The organism is Nostoc sp. GT001 (assembly GCF_030382115.1).
GTDB lineage: Bacteria > Cyanobacteriota > Cyanobacteriia > Cyanobacteriales > Nostocaceae > Nostoc.
Map to the genome: position 1 here is coordinate 2,153,325 of NZ_JAUDRJ010000003.1, position 18,903 is coordinate 2,172,227.

Annotated in this window: 13 protein-coding genes and 1 pseudogene; 8 read left to right on the forward strand and 6 right to left on the reverse strand. The window is 44.2% G+C overall.

Annotation, left to right across the window (positions count from 1 at the left end; genetic code table 11):
• The first annotated feature begins 173 nt into the window (after positions 1-173).
• Together QUD05_RS12075 and QUD05_RS12080 are read left to right on the forward strand one after the other, a co-directional pair.
• Positions 174-3,212, forward strand: a complete 3,039-nt coding sequence (locus QUD05_RS12075; RefSeq protein WP_289796257.1) for a PAS domain-containing protein — start codon at positions 174-176, stop codon at positions 3,210-3,212.
• The gene (locus QUD05_RS12080; RefSeq protein WP_289799943.1) at positions 3,157-4,683 is read left to right on the forward strand and encodes a hybrid sensor histidine kinase/response regulator; all 1,527 of its coding nucleotides are present in this window, start codon (positions 3,157-3,159) and stop codon (positions 4,681-4,683) included. Before QUD05_RS12075 ends, QUD05_RS12080 begins: the two co-directional genes overlap by 56 nt.
• A gap of 15 nt (positions 4,684-4,698) precedes the next feature.
• Here QUD05_RS12080 and QUD05_RS12085 read toward each other — a convergent pair.
• A pseudogene (locus QUD05_RS12085) lies at positions 4,699-4,815 on the reverse strand (Uma2 family endonuclease); the annotation flags it as partial.
• A gap of 198 nt (positions 4,816-5,013) precedes the next feature.
• Here QUD05_RS12085 and QUD05_RS12090 point away from each other — a divergent pair.
• The 5 genes from QUD05_RS12090 to QUD05_RS12110 all read left to right on the forward strand — a co-directional run bounded on the left by QUD05_RS12090 (position 5,014) and on the right by QUD05_RS12110 (position 8,526).
• Positions 5,014-5,772, forward strand: coding sequence for a sucrose-phosphate phosphatase (locus QUD05_RS12090; protein ID WP_289796258.1), 759 nt, complete (start codon positions 5,014-5,016; stop codon positions 5,770-5,772).
• Positions 5,772-6,404, forward strand: a complete 633-nt coding sequence (ruvA, locus tag QUD05_RS12095; protein ID WP_109007998.1) for a Holliday junction branch migration protein RuvA — start codon at positions 5,772-5,774, stop codon at positions 6,402-6,404. Before QUD05_RS12090 ends, ruvA begins: the two co-directional genes overlap by 1 nt.
• Before the next feature lie 51 nt (positions 6,405-6,455).
• Positions 6,456-7,634: an 8-amino-7-oxononanoate synthase gene (gene bioF, locus QUD05_RS12100; protein WP_289796259.1), complete on the forward strand. Its 1,179-nt coding sequence runs from the start codon at positions 6,456-6,458 to the stop codon at positions 7,632-7,634.
• A gap of 116 nt (positions 7,635-7,750) precedes the next feature.
• On the forward strand, positions 7,751-8,083 hold the full coding sequence (locus QUD05_RS12105; RefSeq protein WP_289796260.1) for a hypothetical protein: 333 nt from the start codon (positions 7,751-7,753) through the stop codon (positions 8,081-8,083).
• Positions 8,083-8,526, forward strand: coding sequence for a type II toxin-antitoxin system VapC family toxin (locus tag QUD05_RS12110; protein WP_289796261.1), 444 nt, complete (start codon positions 8,083-8,085; stop codon positions 8,524-8,526). The genes QUD05_RS12105 and QUD05_RS12110 overlap by 1 nt, the downstream gene beginning before the upstream one ends.
• A 50-nt stretch (positions 8,527-8,576) precedes the next feature.
• On the opposite strand, the gene QUD05_RS12115 is transcribed toward QUD05_RS12110, so the two are convergent.
• The 3 genes from QUD05_RS12115 to QUD05_RS12125 form a co-directional block, all read right to left on the reverse strand.
• Positions 8,577-9,044 carry a response regulator gene (locus QUD05_RS12115; RefSeq protein ID WP_289796262.1) on the reverse strand — a complete coding sequence of 156 codons (468 nt, stop codon included), beginning with the start codon at positions 9,042-9,044 and terminating at the stop codon, positions 8,577-8,579.
• A gap of 9 nt (positions 9,045-9,053) precedes the next feature.
• Positions 9,054-14,699 carry an AAA family ATPase gene (locus tag QUD05_RS12120; RefSeq protein ID WP_289796263.1) on the reverse strand — a complete coding sequence of 1,882 codons (5,646 nt, stop codon included), beginning with the start codon at positions 14,697-14,699 and terminating at the stop codon, positions 9,054-9,056.
• Between the two features lie 379 nt (positions 14,700-15,078).
• Positions 15,079-16,071 (reverse strand): NAD-dependent epimerase/dehydratase family protein, encoded by a 993-nt coding sequence (locus QUD05_RS12125; protein ID WP_289796264.1) that lies wholly within the window; start codon positions 16,069-16,071, stop codon positions 15,079-15,081.
• Between the two features lie 361 nt (positions 16,072-16,432).
• On the opposite strand from QUD05_RS12125, the gene QUD05_RS12130 reads away from it, so the two are divergent.
• The gene (locus tag QUD05_RS12130) at positions 16,433-17,152 is read left to right on the forward strand and encodes a molybdopterin-dependent oxidoreductase (protein ID WP_289796265.1); all 720 of its coding nucleotides are present in this window, start codon (positions 16,433-16,435) and stop codon (positions 17,150-17,152) included.
• A 46-nt stretch (positions 17,153-17,198) separates the two neighbouring features.
• On the opposite strand, the gene QUD05_RS12135 is transcribed toward QUD05_RS12130, so the two are convergent.
• Both QUD05_RS12135 and QUD05_RS12140 read right to left on the reverse strand, forming a co-directional pair.
• Positions 17,199-17,939, reverse strand: a complete 741-nt coding sequence (locus QUD05_RS12135) for a Uma2 family endonuclease (RefSeq protein WP_289799944.1) — start codon at positions 17,937-17,939, stop codon at positions 17,199-17,201.
• 62 nt (positions 17,940-18,001) lie between these two features.
• Positions 18,002-18,883, reverse strand: coding sequence for a GNAT family N-acetyltransferase (locus QUD05_RS12140; RefSeq protein WP_289796266.1), 882 nt, complete (start codon positions 18,881-18,883; stop codon positions 18,002-18,004).
• Positions 18,884-18,903: the final 20 nt, after the last annotated feature.

Consider the following 18,903-nt stretch of genomic DNA (forward strand, 5'->3'; position numbering starts at 1 on the left):
AAAAAAATATTCAATTAACTCTTGTGGGGTGGGCATTTTGCCCGCCCAGTCTATTAGGCGGGCAAGATGCCCACCCCACAACATTGGATAATTTATTTCTTGAAATTCCCTAATTTCTCTATGATAACCTGCGGAATGTGGGCTTTCACTCTATCCGCTCAATTAATTTTACGATGTCTCAGCAACAGTGCACCCTCCTAATTGTCGATGATTCGCCAGAAGATCGAGAACTATATCGGCGCTATTTGCTGCGCGATCGCGAATCTTCTTACACTATCCTAGAAGCAACGCTGGGACAACAAGGGCTAGAACTTTGGCAGCAACATCAGCCCGATGCTGTGTTGCTTGATTATCGATTACCTGACCTAGACGGACTGGAATTTTTAGCACAATTGCAACCCTCAACGCAGCAGCCTTGCCTACCTGTGATTGTCGTCACTGGGCAGGGCAATGAGGCGATCGCAGTTAAGGCGATCAAAGCGGGCGCACAAGATTATATTATCAAAGAGCAAATCACCCCAGAAGGGCTGCAAATAGCAGTCAATGGGGCAATTGAAACAGTCCGGCTACGTACCCAACTACAACAGCGTATTGAACGAGAGCGCGTAGTCTCACATATTACCCAGAAAATTCACCAATCGCTGAATCTGGATGAAATTCTTCAAACAACCGTAACCGAAGTGCGAGAATTTCTGCACACCGATCGCGTCTTAGTTTTTCAGTTAAAACCTGACGGAAATGGCACAGTCATAGCAGAATCAGTTGGGACACAGTGGCGATCGCTCCTCTCGTCTACCATGTACGATCCCTGCCTTGCTGAGAGCTACATTTTCTCGAATCGACCGCAACCTGTCAGGCACGATCCCGCCTCGAACGAGAATTATATCGAACGCTATTATCAGGGGCAAGTAACGGCAGTATCAGATATTCACGATCGCACTATTGACCCCTGCCACGCTGAATTATTGGCACAGTTTCAAGTCAAAGCTCATCTGGTTGTACCAATTCTGCAAGACAACCAGTTTTGGGGATTGCTAATTGCTCATCATTGTACCTCACCTCGATTTTGGCAGCCCTTAGAAATTGACTTGCTTAAAGAGTTGGCAACTCAGATGAGTATCGCCTTGCGACAGGCAGAACTGTATCAGCAGGCACAGCATGAACTAAAAGAACGCCAACAGGTAGAAGCAGAACTACGCCAGAGCGAAGAACGTCTGCGATTGGCACTATCAGCTTCGCGGATGGGAACGTGGAACTGGAACATCCAAACGGGAAAAATTTCCTGGTCGGATAACCTGGAAGCCTCATTTGGACTGGAGCCAGGAGAGTTTGACGGCTCATTCGAGATGTTTGCCGCGCGAATCCACCCTGACGATCGCGATCGCGTTCTGGCAGCCGTCGAGCGTGCCATCGCCACCGGAGAAGACTATGACATTGAATTTCGAGTGGTATATCCTAATGGCACGATTCGGTGGGCACTGAGTCAGGGTAAGGTATTCTACGACCAACACGGGCAACCAATTCAGATGGCGGGTATCGATCTCGATATCACCGAACGCAAACAGTCAGCCGAAACTCTGCGCGAGAGTGAGGAACGTTTTCGGCAGCTTGCAGAAAATATTGATGCGGTGTTCTGGATCAAAGAGGTGCAGGAAAATCGGGTCAGCTATGTTAGTCCTGCATATAAACGCCTGTGGGGATTGAACCCAGAGGAATTGTATCAAGGACAACAAGCATGGGTCGATTGTATCCACCCAGAAGACCGAGAAGCAATAGACAGAGCGTTTTCTGAAAAAGCTGTTGCAGGTAAATTTGATGAAGAATACCGAATTATTTTAGCCGATGGTAGTATTCGCTGGGTTCACGATCGCTGCTTTCCCCTTCGAGATGAAACCGGAGAGATTTATCGGTTTGCAGGTATTGCCGAAGACATCAGCGAACGCAAACAGGCAGAGCAAGCCTTGCGAGACAGTGAAGAACGCCTGCAAATGGCACTGGAAGGTTCTGGTGGCGGTCTCTGGGATTGGAACATTCTTACCAATGAAGATTATTTAAGTTCCCGATGGCTGGAAATGCTGGGATATGAGCAAGGAGATTTACCTGGGGACTTTAGCGCTTGGGAGCGACTGATTCATCCTGACGATAAAGTTTGGGTGATGGAACGGTTGAATGCTCATCTTCATGACGATTCGGTGTCTTACAAATTTGAATATCGAATGTTAACCAAGTCTGGGGATTGGAAATGGATTGCTAATCACGGAAAAGTAGTTTTGCGCGATCGACAGGGCAATCCACTCCGCCTTTCAGGCATCCATCATGATATCAGCGAGCGGAAACAGGCAGAACTTGCTCTGCGAAAGAGCGAAGAACGCTTCCGTACCTCAGTTGAAAATATGCTGGACTGCTTTGGGGTATACCGTGCTGTACGAAATGAGCAGGGACAGATTGTCGATTTTGTGACTGAATATGTCAATAGTGCGGCTTGTTTCAACAATGAAATGACTTATGAACAGCAGATTGGGTATGGGTTGTGTGAATTACTACCAGGGCATCGTGAAAGTGGATTGTTTAATGAATACTGTCAGGTAGTAGAAACAGGGCAGCCGCTCATTAAAGACAGCCTAGTTTATGAGGATGATTACGGACAACAACGCTTAGTTAGAGCCTTTGATATCCGCGTGGCTAAATTTGGAGATGGATTTGTTGCCACCTGGCGAGATATCACCACTCGCCAACAAACTGAAGAAGCCTTGCGCCAGAGTGAAGAATTTAAAAACCGCATTTTAGACAGCAGTTCTGACTGCATCAAGGTATTAAGCCTTGATGGGCGGCTGCTGTACATGAATACAGGTGGACTGTGTTTGATGGAAATTGATGATTTAAATGCCCATCTCAATAATGAATGGCTCTGTTTCTGGGAAGGCAGTTCTCGGCAACAGGCAGAGGAGGCACTTGCTGCCACTAAAACAGGCAAAGTCAGCATTTTTAGCGGATACTGCCCAACTGTAAAAGGCACTCCGAAATGGTGGGAAGTAGTCGTTAGCCCGATTTTGGATGCTTCCGGGCGAGCTGGAACGAATCCTATTGATTTCACGAGATATTACCGATCGCAAAAAGATAGAACTCCTCTTGCAGGAGAGCGAAGCCCGGTTGAAATTGGCGTACAAAGCGACGCAATCGGGATTATGGGACTGGGACATTATCCACAATAGCGCTCATGTATCTGAAGAGTACGTCAATTTGTTTGGGCTTGATCCAAGCACAAAGGAAATCACCTATGAACTGTGGTTAAGTCTCCTGCACCCAGACGATCGCACCTCAGCCCATGAAGGGGTGAATCGCACCATCCAGCAACAGGAAGAGTACTATGAAGATGACTTCCGTACCATACATCCTGATGGTATTCGCTGGTTAGCGGCTAGAGGTCAGGTTTTTTATGATGCTGCGGGCAATGCGGTACGGATGGTAGGTAATGTACAGGATATCACCGATCGCAAACAAGCTGAAATCCAACGCGATCGCCTATTTCAGCTAGAACAAGCAGCCAGAGCCGAAGCCGAACGCGCTAATCGGATCAAAGATGAATTTTTGGCGGTTCTCTCCCACGAATTGCGATCGCCTCTTAACCCGATTCTCGGCTGGACAAAACTGCTGCAAACCCGCAAATTTAGTGAAACCAAAATGGCTGAAGCTTTAGCCACCATTGAACGCAACGCGAAACTGCAAACTCAACTGATTGATGACTTGCTCGATCTAGCTAAGATTCTGCGCGGCAAACTGAGCATTGAGGCGGCTCCTGTAAATTTGGCATTTGTGATTGAATCTGCCATCGACACAGTAAATACAGCAGCCCTTTCCAAATCAATTGTGTTGCATTCAGTACTGCCGAATATTGGGCAAGTCTCTGGAGATTCTAACCGCCTTCAACAGATCGTTTGGAATTTACTTTCTAATGCGATCAAGTTTACCCCCAAAGGAGGACGGGTAGAAACCCGACTAGAGCAAGTTGACGATCGAGCACAAATTATCGTCAGTGACACTGGTAAAGGCATTAGCTCTGACTTTCTCCCGTATATTTTTGAGTCATTCCGTCAGGAAGATGTCTCAATTACCCGCAAGTATGGGGGATTAGGATTGGGGTTAGCGATCGTCCGGCAGTTAGTTGAGGCACACGGCGGCACTATCACGGCTGACAGTCCAGGTGTTGGCTTGGGAGCCACCTTTACAGTCCAGTTGCCACTGCTGAATGTTGAACCGGAAATCAAGCAGCCAGATGAGTTGCCACAACAAGCACTCGAACTCACGGGGATTAAAGTCCTCACAGTTGATGATGATCCCGATGCCCGTGAGCTATTAACAGTATTACTTGCTGAATACGGAGCAGAAGTCTTGACTGTTGACTCTGCGGCAGAAGTTTTAGCAAATCTAGAGTCTTTTCAACCTGATGTCTTAGTCAGTGATATTGGGATGCCCGAAGTCGATGGTTATTCCCTGATTCAAAAGATCCGCACCTTAACGCCCGAAAAAGGGGGAGAAATTCCCGCGATCGCTTTGACTGCTTATGCCAGAGTGGATGATTACGAGCGAGCTATAATTAGTGGCTATCAGCGACACGTTACCAAGCCTCTAGATCCAGAAGAGTTAGTTCAAGCTGTGGTGGCACTTGTACACAGCAAACTATGATTCAGTTTAATCGAAAGGTGATGCTACATAAACAACTCCTTCAATCAAATCGGTTTTCTTAAGATTGAGTATGGCATTATAGCGACACTCAAACTTTGCACTAATGAGGCGATCGCCATTTTCAAGAGGCAGTAGACAATACGGTTCGGCTAAGGTTTTTGGATGACAATTCTAAATCTCAAAAATGCGATCGATCATCACAAAGACGCGATAAATCGCCGTCTATACAAAAGAATAATTTCTGATATGATGCTTTGTCTTTAGCAAACAAATCTCTTTCAAAAGTCCCTTCACACGGTAGAATAACGAAATTTTGCAAGAGATTTAATCATGAAACCATTTCTGTTTGTAACCGATTTAGATGATACCCTCGTATATCGCACCGTCGGCGATGACAGCGCTTTACCAGAACTAAATCAACTGCTGAATAGACATCGCCAAGAATACGGCACTAAAATCGTTTATTCTACGGGGCGATCGCCTGTACTTTACAAAGAACTCCAAGCTCAAAAAAATCTTTTGCAACCCGATGCCCTCGTCCTTTCCGTGGGTACTGAAATATACCTTAATGGTACTGATACTCCAGACTCAGGTTGGTCAAAAATCCTCTCTCCGGGATGGGAACGAGAAACTGTATTATCTATTACAAAAAAATATCCTGAGTTAGTTAGGCAACCAGATTCCGAACAGCGTCCCTTCAAAGTGAGTTGTTTTCTAGAACAAAAAGTATCTGCGAATGTTCTACCACAACTTGAAGCAGAGTTGCAGAAATCTAAATTAAATGTAAAGTTAATCTACAGTAGCGGAATAGACCTTGACATTGTACCCCATAGCAGCGATAAAGGTCAGGCAATGCAGTTTTTACGCCAGAAGTGGAAATTTGCAGCAGAACAAACAGTTGTCTGTGGTGATTCAGGTAATGATATTGCTTTATTTGCTGTAGGCAACGAACGGGGAATCATTGTGGGGAATGCCCGAAAAGAGTTACTCCAATGGCACGATGAGTATCCCGCTACGCACCGCTACCTGGCAAAAGCTTTTTGTGCAGGTGGAATTATTGAAGGCTTAAATTATTTTGGTCTCTTGTAATGATTAGTTATCTAAAAGGTATAGTCGCTGGTATCCAAACAATTGGCGCTAATCGCGTGATTCTGACTCTGGAAGTGAATGGCTTGGGTTATGATTTGCAAGTTCCCCAACGGCTAGCAAACCAGTTACCAGAGTCGGGAGGAGTGGCGCAAATTTTTACCCATTTGCAAATTCGGGAAGAAGTGCCCTTTCTATATGGCTTTGCTTCCCCAGCCGAACGCGATTTATTTCGCCACTTGCTGACTGTCACAGGCATTGGTGCAGCCTTAGCGATCGCCCTCTTAGACACTCTGGAACTACCAGATTTAGTCCAAGCAATTATCGCTGGCAATACACAAATCCTCATTCAGGCTCCAGGTGTGGGTAAAAAAATCGCTGAACGCATCTGTTTGGAACTGAAAAGCAAATTGGTCGAGTGGCGTAAATCAGCCGGGTTCTTCGTCGCCACAGGCGGGCCTGCACCAGGAATTCTCGAAGAGGTGCAAATGACCCTCTTCGCCTTGGGATACACTGCCCATGAGGTCAGTCACGCCCTACATGTGGTCAGCGAAGACATCGGACTACCCAAAGATGCCTATGTCGAAGACTGGATTAAACAAGCGATCGCTCATCTCAGTAGCGAACAAGTTTAATTGTCATTTGTCATTTGTTATTCTCCCCTGCCCCCCCGCTCCCCTGCCCCTATGCCCACCGATCCTTATGCCTGGCTAGAACAGTCCTTAGCAACAATTCATCGGGCGGACTGGTATCGTTCGGTACAACCTATCAACGGTCGTCCGGGTGCAACGGTGGTTTTAGCTGGGCAAGAGGTAATTAATTTTGCCAGCAATGACTATTTGGGCTTGGCTGGGGATGAGCGGTTGATGGCAGCGGCGACGGCTGCGATCGCAGAATTTGGGACTGGTAGTACTGGTTCTAGATTACTCAGTGGGCATCGGGAATTACACAAGGAGTTAGAGGAGGCGATCGCATCTACCAAACAAACAGAAGATGCCTTGGTATTTAGTTCTGGGTATCTAGCAAATTTGGGTGCAATTACCGCCCTTGTAGGCAAACGTGATTTAATTTTCTCTGACCAGTACAATCATTCCAGTCTGAAAAATGGAGCGATTCTCAGCGGTGCAGTAGTGGTGGAATATCCACACTGTGATATCGCAGTATTGAAAACTCAGTTGAGTCAACAGCGGCAAAATTACCGACGCTGTTTGATTCTTACTGATACCGTCTTCAGTATGGATGGCGATTTATGTCCGTTACCTGCACTGTTGGCGATCGCTGATGAATTTAGCTGTATGCTGCTAGTCGATGAAGCTCATGCCACTGGGGTACTAGGAAAAACTGGCGCTGGGTGTGTAGAGCATTTTGGGTGTACAGGAAAGCAATTAATTCAAATTGGCACTTTGAGTAAAGCTTTAGGTAGTTTAGGCGGGTATGTAGCAGGAAGTAGCGCCTTAATTGACTTTTTGCGGAACCGCGCACCAAGTTGGATTTATACCACTGGGCTTTCACCTGCTGATACAGCCGCGGCCTTAGCAGCAATTAAGATAGTGCAGCAAGAACCGCAACATCGTGCCCAATTGTGGGGGAATATACATTACTTGAAAACTTTGCTGCAACAGTTACCTAACCTGAAATTGCTGCCTTCTGAATCACCCATATTATGTTTTCAATTGCCTAATGCTACAGATGCGCTCAAAGCTGGAAAACAGCTAAGAGATGCTGGCATTTTTGCCCCAGCAATTCGTCCCCCCACAGTGCCCACAAGTCGAATCAGAATATCTTTAATGGCAACTCATAAAGTAGCGCATATTGAAAAATTGGTAGCAGTGCTGAAGGATTGCAATATAATTCGTAATTCGTAATTCGTAATACTCGCCAAGGCATGAGAAGCAAGCTACGTAATTCGTAATTACATACTTATTGATAAAGTTTTAAAACCTCCCATAATGAAAATAGCGCATACAACGGTAGGACACTTATGAATCCAGATACCCATGAAGGCGGTACTCAGAAAACCTTGATTTATCAGCACCTACAAAACTTGCAAGAACAACATCAAGACGAGTTAGAAAATATAGTTCGGTTATTGGCAAGCATCACCAATATTTCTCCAGAGCAGGTTAAACCATATATAGATATCCTGTTGCGGCAACTGGTAAAACAGTCAGAACGTCCCTTCCATGAAACTGCAACAGCATCGGAGTGGGTAACAGCTTTCCGGGAATGGGCAGCAAGTCACCGCCATGATGCACCTCCCCTTTCGGACTATGCGGTAAGCCGGGAAAGTATGTATGAGGACGAGAGGCTCTAGTGGCTTATCTGCTCGATACCAATGTCCTGCTGCGGTGCGCAGACTCTAACCACCCAATGTACAACGATGCAATCAATGCAATTTCCTTGCTGCGTCACCAGGGGGAAACCCTCTGCATCGTACCACAGAATCTCATTGAGTTTTGGAACGTGTATACCCGTCCAGCGAATAAAAATGGGCTGGGTCACACTGCCTCTGAAGCTGGAGAAGAAATCATCCGGCTGAAAGCTTTCTTTACTTTTCTGACAGATACCGCAAGCATTTACGACGAATGGGAGCGGCTTGTTATGCAGTATCAGATAAAAGGGGTTAATGTCCACGATGCACGGCTGACAGCGGCTATGCTAGTGTATGGGCTGACCCATATCCTTACGTTTAATATTAGTGATTTTGCCCGTTACTCAGAAATTACTGCCGTTAATCCCAGCACTATTACACCTTAAGTTACACCTTACACCTTGTCCTTTTCCTTATCCCGAACTCAGGTTAATTATTACAAAACTGGTAATTGATTAAACAAGATCCAATAAAAACCAAGCTGCTGGACTGCTTGGTTAAATTGTTCAAAATCGACAGGTTTGACGATGTAGCTATTTACCCCAAGCTGGTAACTCTCGATCATATCCTGGTCTTCAGCAGAAGAGGTCAGCACCACAACTGGAATCATTTGCGTGCGTGGATCGGATTTGAGTTGCCGTAAAACTTCTAATCCACTTACCCTTGGCAGTTTCAAATCTAGCAAAATGACTTTGGGTTGATTCGTCATGCTACGGTGGGCGTACTCTCCCCGACAAAAGAGAAAATCTAGGGCTTCGGCTCCATCTTGAAGTAGTTGAATATTGTTGCCAATTCTACCGCGACGCAATGCTCGGATAGTTAGCTCGGCATCAGTAGGATTATCTTCAACTAACACAATGGAAATTGATTGCTCTAAAGATGGGTCATTGGGTTGGTCACTCATGGGTTATATTTACCCTTCAAGGGTGAAATAAAAGGTTGCGCCTCGATCGATGGCTGCTTCGGCCCAGATGCGCCCACCGTGGCGTTGAATAATGCGCTGCACGATCGCTAGTCCAATCCCCGTACCTGCAAAATCTTGTTCGCGGTGCAGACGTTGGAATACTCCAAACAGATTATCGGCATACTGCATATCAAATCCTGCTCCATTATCTCTAATGAAATATACTCTTTCCCCATCCATAACCTCATAGCCCACTTGAATGTAAGCAGGAGATTTGTAGCGGGTGTACTTAATCGCATTTGATAACAGATTTATCCAGACTTGTTTGAGCAGTGAAGGGTCAGCCTGACATATAGGTAAATCGGCGATCGCAAATTCAATCTGACGACCCTGCAAATCTGAGGCTAAATCACTTAGCACCTGTTGAATTATCTCATTGAATAAAACGGGCTGCCGAGACATTTCCTTACGATCTAGGCGGGATAGGTTCAACAAATCGTCAATCAACTCACCCATGCGTTTGGCATTCTCCCGCATAATTTTTAGGTAACGATTGGCTTCTGTATCGAGTTGCTTACCGTAGTCTTCTTGCATCATTCTCGCAAAGCCAACGATCGCCCGCAGCGGCGCTCGTAAATCATGAGAAACGGAGTAGGAAAAAGCCTCTAACGCTTTGTTAGCAGCTTGCAATTGCTCTGTCCGCTGGATTACTCGTTCTTCTAATTCAGCATTGAGTTGGCGGACTTCTGCCTCCACTGATTTCAGGGCGCTGATATCGCGCATGATCGTAGAAAAATATTCCAGACTGCCATCTGTGGCTTTGTGAGCAATGATCATTTGGGAAACCGGAATTTCTCTACCATCACTGCTCAACAAAGCGGTTTCACCAACCCAGATTCCATTTTGAATAGCTGCCGGAATGCCTTGATTTTGGATAATCTCTAATGCCCACTGGGGATGGTAGTTGGGGATGTTCATGGTAGTTATATCTGCATCCGGCGGTATGCCTGCCAATTTTCTGGCTTGACTGTTATTCCAAAAAACATTGCCTTGGGGAGTGGCCATGCCAATATGATCGGTAGATGCTTCTAGGATGGTAATTAGGCGATCGCGGTCTTTCTCGGCTCGTCGGCGTTCGGCAATTTCAGCCCGTAAGGATTCATTTAGTTCTGCCTCCTGTTTCAACAGACGGGCATTGTCAATGGAAATAGCTGCCTGAGTAGAAAGTAAACTGAAAATTTCAATTCGCTCTGGGGTAAAGGCGCTGGTGGTAAGATTATTTTCTAAAAGGACAATTCCAGTTAATTTTCCCTGGTTCAAAAGAGTAGCGCAAAGAATTGATTTCGATTGGTGGTGAACAATCCAGGGTTCAGATTGAAAATTGCCAAATTGAGCAGCATTGTCGAGGATAACACTTTCTTGGGTGCGAACCACGTAATTAATCAGCGCAGTTGGCAAGTAAGGAGTACTGTCTGCTGATATCGATTCCAAGGGAATTGATTGCAAAACGGCTACTGTCTCATTGCCAATCGATCCCATCGCTTCAACCCGCCATTCGTCTTGTGTTGGCAAAATCAGATAACCTGTTTGCGCCCCGGCATTCTCAATCAGGATGGTCATCAGTTTTGCCAGAAGTTTATCTAAGAGAATTTCACTGGCGATCGCTTGGGAGGCTTTCAATACCGTTTCTAGGTCAAGTGTTTCTAACTTACTTGAAGTCGATTGTGTGGTGTCAAGTTGACGTGTGCTGGTTCTTTGCGATCGCAGTTCTAGCAGTTGGGGATAGCGTCTTTCCAAATCTTCAACTTTAGCAGTTGCCCCCCACCTTAAATAACCATATTTCGCCTCTTGCAGATAGGCTTTAGCAATTGTCATCCGGTTGTTTGCCAGATGAAACTTTGCTGCTAGTTCGTTGGCTAGCGCCTCTTCTTGGAGGTATTCGTTTTCTCTGGCTAGGGTAATGGCGCGATCGTAAGCATCCATTGCTGCTACTTCACCCAATACCCTATGCCTTTCTGCTTCTACCAAGTACCACTTATGTAAATAGTTCATCGGGGCATGATGTGCCCAAAGCTGCATCTTCTGTTGACTGTCAGTTACCCGTTGGAGAATCATTGCTTGCTCCTCCTGATTCACCTGCGGATAAAGCATCAGTCGCGCCAGGGAATCATAAAAATAGAAGATGGGGAAAACTGCATTCGACCTACCCCCATCTGGGTAATTTTCTGCTTGATTGGCATTGTCAACGGCTTGGGGAAAATTCTCGAAGTAATAGCAAAGAAACAGCTTATTGAAGTAAAGATAAAACAGCCCTTTATGATGATTAGCTTGTTGTAGCAAAGGTAATTGTTGCGACTCATCGTAAGCCTCACCGATCAAAACTTCGGGAGTTGCAGATGTTGTCATCAAGTTCAAGACTGTCTGTTGATAAACCTTGAGTGCATTGGCATTAGTAGATTCTTTCAGTTGAGTAAGTACTTGAATGTAGCTTTCCAGTTTTTGTTTTAATTCAGGCAGGGGCATAGCCGTAAAAAAACAGTGGTCGCAGTGGTGCAAAATGCTGTATGCGGCAAACTCCAAATCTCCCGTCTCAATGCAAATTTGGTAAGCCTCCTGTAATGGTTTAATCGTTTCTTTGAGGTGAATAGTCCGAAAGCGCACAGAGGTGTTGGCCATGAACAGGGTTTTACCACGGATCGGTAAATTGCTGGATTTTTCTAGTAGCTTCAGTGCCAACTGCACAAACTGATAGGCGATTTCAATTTCTAGAAGCACGCTGCCCAGAATGTTACTGTAGGCGGCGTAGGCAAATGCAGAAAGGTCATGATTGCCATACTTAATTGATAAATTCACCATCTCCAGAATGATTAGCGGAAATAGCGCCGGGGCTGCTTGGTAGGCTGGGGCCATCAAATTTGCTAATAACCGGATGCTGAGGGGAGCAACTGCATCCGTCATGGTTGGTAGATCAAACAAATCTTCCACGGGTTTACCCTGCAAGGTGCGGGCAGTATTGGAGAATGCTTGCTGAATTTCCTCTGGAGTTGGTGCAGCTGGCAGATGTACGCCTAATTCCTCTAAAGCTTGAAGACCGATCGCCAATGCTGACAGAAATTGCATCTGTCCGGCATAGGCTTGAATTTTTACCTCATAAACTTTAATTTTGGCTGCCAGCGATTTGGTATTTTCTAGCACACAGCTTACCAATTGTTCCATTAACTCCAGTTCGCCATTGAGGTAAGCTGTTTCTGCTGCCAAACTATACAAAGCTAGAGCCAATTCATACTGAGTTTGCCAGCAAGTATCTGCCAACAAATCTAAACCGATTTGGAAGTATTTTAAAGCAGAGTTGTATGCTGTAGAAGCTTTCGCTTTTTCCCCTGACATCAAATTTAGTTGAGCCAGTTCATGCCGTTCTGCCTGGATTTTAATTAGCTCTTGACCTAAATTGAGTTGATTGGTGATATCAAAGATATTTTGCTCTCGCTGTTGGGCAGAAGCTTCCTGGAGCAGTCGTTTGCCGATTTGCAGATGAACATTTCGCCGTTCTGATTCGGGGATCAGAGAATAAGCTGCTTGCTGAATGCGATCGTGAGCAAATTTATATTCAATGACAGGGTTGCTAGGGAGTGGCACATCCAAGACAACGGATTTGTGGGCATTACTCATGGGCAAAATCAACCCTTGAGCGATCGCTACTCCCAAAGCTTGCGCGGCTTCCCGTTGGGATAATTGGGCGGCAAATGCCAGGGTTTCGAGATTAAATTGGTTGCCAATGCAGGCAGATAGCTGCAACACTTGCTGCGTCTTTTCGTTGAGCTTCTGAATCTTACCTGCCATCAACTCCACAATGTTATCGGTAATTCCCCGATTCTGAATTAGTTCTATCGACCATTGCCATTTTTTTGTTTGGCGATCGAATTCTACTAGCCCTTCAGTGTAGAGAGATTTCAAAAATTCATTGATGAAAAAGGGATTGCCACCAGTTTTTTGTTGCACCAGTGACGCTAAGGGTAGGGAATTCTCTGGTTGGCAGTGTAATGTATCGGCAATCAGCTGATTGATATCAGGTAGGCTTAATGCTGCGAGAGAAAGTTGGTTCACTACTGCTCCAGCTTGGCGAATTTCCTCCACCATCTGGATCAGGGGATGAGCTGTATTCACCTCGTTATCTCGATATGCCCCCATTAACAACAACGATTGTTTCTCGGTGGAGGTAGCTAGCAGTTGAATCAGCTTCAGTGAGGCATTATCTGCCCACTGGAGATCGTCTAAAAAAATGACGAGTGGATGTTCTGACTGGGTAAAGACGCGAATGAAATTTTGAAAGACTTGGTTAAAGCGATTTTGAGATTCTGTTGGCGGTAGAACTGGTACGTCTGGTTGATTGCCGACAATTAATTCCAATGTGGGAATTACTTTGGTAATGACGCGACTGTTTGAGCCGAGGGCAGCTAAGAGATTGTCTCGCCACTGACACAGTTGTACATCCTCTTCAGTCAATAATTGTTTGATGAGTGATTCAAAGGCTTGAGCGATCGCAAAGTAAGGAATATTGCGCTGATACTGGTCAAATTTGCCTGAAATAAAGTAGCCCCGTTGTTGCGTAATCGGTTTATAAATTTCCTGCACCAATACTGACTTGCCAATACCGGAGTATCCTGCTATCAGCATCAGTTCAACTTGAGATCCATCTCTGTTACCTGCTACTCTGGCGATCGCTGCTAATAATGTCTCAATCTCCCTTTCTCTGCCATAGAGTTTTTCTGGGATATAAAACTTATCAGAAATATCCTGTTGCGCTAACAAAAAAGGCTCTATTCGTCCCGTATTTTCTAGCTGAATTAGACACTGTTCTAAATCAGTTTTAATTCCCCAGGCACTTTGATATCGATCCTCTGCTGTTTTAGCTAAAAGTTTCAGGATAATTTCGGAAACGATCGCCGGAATTTCTGGATCGATAACATGGGGTGGAATGGGTTCCAAAGCTAGGTGGTGGTGAATCAACTCCAGGGCATCACTAGATTCAAACGGCAGCCGATGAGTCAAAAGTTGATAGAAGGTAGCACCTAATGAATAAAAATCAGTTCGGTAGTCGAGAGAACGGTTCATTCTGCCTGTTTGCTCTGGAGAGATGTAAGCTAATGTTCCCTCTAATACGGTTGGATTTTTGAGAGTCAATGTCTCCCGCGATCGGGCAGTTGAAATCCCAAAATCAATAAATTTAAGTTGTTGTGTTTCTAGATTTAAAACAATATTCGATGGATTAATATCCTTATGAATAATATTTGCACTATGAATTTCACTTAAAATTTCAGCAATCCGAACAGCTAACTTCAGAAATTCGATTAAGGAAAACCTTTTTGTCGCGATAATTTTTGTTAAGGATTCGCCTCCAAAGTCCTCCAGAACGATCGCAAAAGTGCTTTGATATTGCTGCAAGTCGTAAGCCTGGATAACACCTTCCAATGATAAGCTGCGGGTAATTTCGTATTCCAGCTTATAGCGTGTGATTTCCTCTGGCGTAGGGTAGTCTTTCTTCAAAATCTTGAAGATTAAAGGCAAACGATCCCGTTCCCGTATTCCTCTATAGACCCGTGAATTAGCACTTTCATGGATTTTTGCCCAAATTTTATATTCAGGAATTTCCAGCATGGTTCAACGGCCTTCAATTCTTACATTGAGTAGCAAAGTAGGGTTGACTTGCAAGCCAGATTATACAATAGTCAAACCCTTAATTATTCATTGATTTAGAGTGTACTTGGGCTGACTAGTTCAAACAGGCGTGATTGATTTTATCTCTTCACTAGCTGGGTGACAATCTGGATTCCCTTGCTTTTTCCGTAGTTTTCTCATGACTTTTTCAACACCCCTATGTTGATTTTTACCATTGATTTGCCCACTCTTGACAGCCATCCATTTTTCTTAACTTGACACCAATGGCAAATTACCCAACCTACTTGCTAGTTATCACTGATGTGATAATCTGATTTGCACAAATATTCACAGCAGTTACTTAACTTTTACCCCTTATTTACTCTAAAAAATAAGTTCCTAACTCTTTTATTCTCTCTACCCAACCTTTCATCTCATCAGCCACTTTATACTTCCATTGAAGTTGAAGTACTTCTCTAGTATGAGAATCATCAAATATAACTTTGTCTTTGTTTTCAAAGACTGGCGGAATAAATTCTACTTGAGCAGCCTGGGCAAACATTTTTGACACCTGGCTAATACTAAAATTTTCAGGCGCAGCAAGGTAATGTCCTCCTTTGGAGCCAAATTGCGCTACCGCAATGTAGCAGTCTGCTAAATCTTCAACATGAATCCATGCTGTCATAAAATCTGGTGGAAATGGCTGAGACCCTTGGTGTGGTTTCCCTGTAATGAACTGCTGAATTGCAAAATCCCAAAAACTGCCACGAGTTGGTGCTGAACCATATACTGATGAAGGATACACAATCGAGGCGTTACCTCCATTGCTGATATATTCTTCTACTAGCCCATCTTTCAACACATTTACACCTGCTAGTAAGTCAAGACTAACTAAATATTCGGGCAGTGTATAACCGAGTGGCGGAGGTATTTCTGTTATTCGTCCTCCATTGGCGGTAATCAAAGAGAAATTCCCACTGGTTGTAATTACATGAATATCTGGCGAAACTGCACTAGCACCGTGTAAAGCGGCTTCTAATGGTATACGGTCGAAACCGAATTGAGCTTCTTTGGTTGATTCTAGAGGTATGTGCCACGCTACATTAATTACCGTTGTAATATCATGCTTGCGAATTGCTCTTGTAACATCATTGCTGGAAATTTCTACCTCTTGAGAGCGGATTATTTCTTTGCAGAAAGGCTTTATACCCTCAATATCACTACTCGGACGGACAAGTGCTAATACGGCAAAATCTTGTGTCTGAGAAAACTTTCGGCATAGCGCTCCGCCAATATACCCGGCTGCACCTATAATCAAGACATTTTTAACGGAAGAGCTTTTTTCGGATGAAAAGTCTTTGTTATTTGACATATTTGAAAGTTGTAGCTAATTAAGGTTTTTTATGTTTTTAAAATAGCGGTTAAGACAAATTAAATACCCGTAGTCTACATTAATAAAGTAGAAACTGATATCAGTAGAAAATAAATGCGTGGGAATTTTTTATGTGTGTAACTAACTTACAATCTTTAGGTTCCCGATCGCAAGGCAGATAAATGCGAAATATCGAGTTTAACCGTTGAATTTAGTCAAATATTTATTTAGTTGGCAAACTCTACGCACTGTTCACTTTATCACTGTTTCTACTGTCATACTATTTACATTGCTCATTCCTTACTTGCCCTGAAGGTAGGAAGCGTCCGTTTAGTGAAATCTATGTTTCTGTAGAGGTTTTATGAGTCTGATTCTTCCCAAACGTACCCTATCCCGTCGTCGGTTACTGCAAATATCTGGACTTTCAGGGGTAGGCTTTCTTCTTGGTGGCTGTGGAACAAATTTGTTCTCAGATAATCTGCGGCAAATATCTGAGCCACTAAACCAAAGTCTTGAAGCACTTCTATTAACTCAAAAACCCATACCTGAATTTTCTGTCAGTGCCATAGAAGCAGATAAATTGCTGATTAATACCTTTGATTTTACCCCGCAAATCGATCCGGCACAGTTTCGCTTAATAATTGATGGTGAGGTTAATAATGCGATGCAATTGAGCATGGCAGATATTCAAAAACTACCCTTGACTTCAATGGTAATTCGCCATGTCTGTGTTGAAGGCTGGGCTGCGATCGTTCAATGGGGAGGTGTGCGATTACGAGATTTAGTAGCGCTAGTACAGCCTAAGTCAAATGTCCGCTATGTCTATTTCAAATCTGCTGATGGCTATTACGAAAGTTGGGATATTGCCTCTGTCATACATCCCCAAACTCTCATGGCTTATCAAAAGAATGGACAACCCTTATCAGTTGATAATGGTGCGCCGATGCGCCTAGCATCTCCAATTAAACTAGGTTACAAGCAAAGCAAGTGGGTAACTCAAATTACATTCGTCAGCAATTTGTTACCTACTAAAAAAGGCTATTGGGAAGATCAAGGCTATGAGTGGTTTGCAGGGCTATAAAAAAGGCAAAAAGCTAATCTAAATCGGGTTCAACGCCTAGCGATGTCTAGCGACAAGCCACTTCGTGTCTACGCAATTGTGCAATCAACCGTTCGGCCCGTAGTCTTTCTTGTTCAGCCCGTTGACTTTCTTGTTCTGTAGAAGTCAATACCCAGCAGCCTGTCCAATCATACCACCGTAACCAAGGCTGTTCTACATTTTGATAGCGTCCCTGCCAGACACCCAAGCCTAATTCTAGTTCTGGTATCCAGAAGCGCGACTCTGACAGTGTTATCTCAGCATAACGACCACCGTCTAATTTAAACACCCTTAATTTATATTTGTACCGATCAAATACTATATAATAAGGCACACGTAGAATCTGTTCATACACTTCCCATTTTCCTGGTGGTTGCTTGACATCTCGCAATGTCTGCCCTAAGTCTTCCTTTTCAGTTCCGGGAGACAGCAATTCAACCACAATAAAAGGCTGAACTCCCTCTTGCCAAAGGACATAACTTAAGCGTAAATCTCGTTGTTCGTAGAGACGGGAAACACCTAAAACGGCAAACCAATCTGGTCGTTTATGCCACAGTGGATGGCGCGGGTCATAATAAAGATTTAGATCGCTAGCAACAAATATCTCGTCGCTAGGATAATTTGGTGGACGAAAGGTTTCGTCTAACAGACGAGGTTGCAATAAATGAAACTGATCGGGCAAACCAGGCTCCTCTGGATCTTCACTGGGAAGATCATACATGGTCGGCAATACATCTTTTGGCGATCGCGGCGGGTCAGTTTGATACATCATAAAGCAATCCTAATGATGAAACTATCAATTCTATTATGATTCAATTGTTTTTGAGTGACTCAACACCTTGCAGAACGGGGTAGCATAAATTTCTCGCCCTCCGCCGCAAATTTGCCGCGAACCATCAGCACAGTTTCATCAAAAGTATGGGTGAATGCTTGCACATCTTTGACATCCAGAAGTTCTGGACTAAAGTAAATCACCGCTTCTTCAATGGGTTGAGTTATCTTACTAATAATATTCTTTAAAGAACATATCTGCGTTGTCACTAAATCGAAAAGATGAAGTCGGTTATCTTCTATCTCCATACAGGCGATTAAATCTAAATCTTCTGCATAGTATAAAGGACGACTTCCTTCATTGACACAGAATACAGGTTTTTCGTTGACTACGCCAACTATATTAGAGACAGGAATGCGTGTTTCTAAAAGTCTGTGTAGCAATGTGTAATCTTTAATATTTGCAAAATCCAGTATTCTGAAGCTATCAGTGCCACCTGTGGAGTTACACTTAACTTTAAAGATGTGTTCTTCGACAACACGAAAGCCAAAAGGTAAGTAAAACTCTGGTTGTGGTGTCGTCAGTACCAGGGTTTCGTAAAGGCGATCGCGATCGCAATACCCTAGCACTTCCTCCATCACTTCCCGGTAATACCCTCTCCGGCGATACTCTGCACGGGTAGCTACTCCATGAATTCCTCCGACAGTGAGCCTTTGTCCCATAATTTGCATGGGAATTTCTAACACTCCCACATGGGTAATCGCTATATCATCATGAAAGCGCATAAACGGAGTTGAAGCTGTTTCCCAGGATGCACCTAGTTTTCTTGCACATTCTGCTAAACTGCTGAGTCCGGGAAATGTGACTTCCATCAAGTCAAAAAGCTTATCGCTTAAGCTGGGATCATCAGAGAATGACTGTTTGAAACGATACTGGCTCATAATTCAAGTATTACAATCAA

What these genes read in the sequence shown, in the direction of transcription:
- QUD05_RS12140 (WP_289796266.1), bottom strand. Translation starts at nt 18,883, where the DNA reads ATGAGCCAGTATCGTTTCAAACAGTCATTCTCTGATGATCCCAGCTTA.
- QUD05_RS12090 (WP_289796258.1), top strand. Translation starts at nt 5,014, where the DNA reads ATGAAACCATTTCTGTTTGTAACCGATTTAGATGATACCCTCGTATAT.
- ruvA (WP_109007998.1), top strand. Translation starts at nt 5,772, where the DNA reads ATGATTAGTTATCTAAAAGGTATAGTCGCTGGTATCCAAACAATTGGC.
- bioF (WP_289796259.1), top strand. Translation starts at nt 6,456, where the DNA reads ATGCCCACCGATCCTTATGCCTGGCTAGAACAGTCCTTAGCAACAATT.
- QUD05_RS12125 (WP_289796264.1), bottom strand. Translation starts at nt 16,071, where the DNA reads ATGTCAAATAACAAAGACTTTTCATCCGAAAAAAGCTCTTCCGTTAAA.
- QUD05_RS12075 (WP_289796257.1), top strand. Translation starts at nt 174, where the DNA reads ATGTCTCAGCAACAGTGCACCCTCCTAATTGTCGATGATTCGCCAGAA.
- QUD05_RS12105 (WP_289796260.1), top strand. Translation starts at nt 7,751, where the DNA reads ATGAATCCAGATACCCATGAAGGCGGTACTCAGAAAACCTTGATTTAT.
- QUD05_RS12130 (WP_289796265.1), top strand. Translation starts at nt 16,433, where the DNA reads ATGAGTCTGATTCTTCCCAAACGTACCCTATCCCGTCGTCGGTTACTG.
- QUD05_RS12115 (WP_289796262.1), bottom strand. Translation starts at nt 9,044, where the DNA reads ATGAGTGACCAACCCAATGACCCATCTTTAGAGCAATCAATTTCCATT.
- QUD05_RS12135 (WP_289799944.1), bottom strand. Translation starts at nt 17,939, where the DNA reads ATGTATCAAACTGACCCGCCGCGATCGCCAAAAGATGTATTGCCGACC.
- QUD05_RS12120 (WP_289796263.1), bottom strand. Translation starts at nt 14,699, where the DNA reads ATGCTGGAAATTCCTGAATATAAAATTTGGGCAAAAATCCATGAAAGT.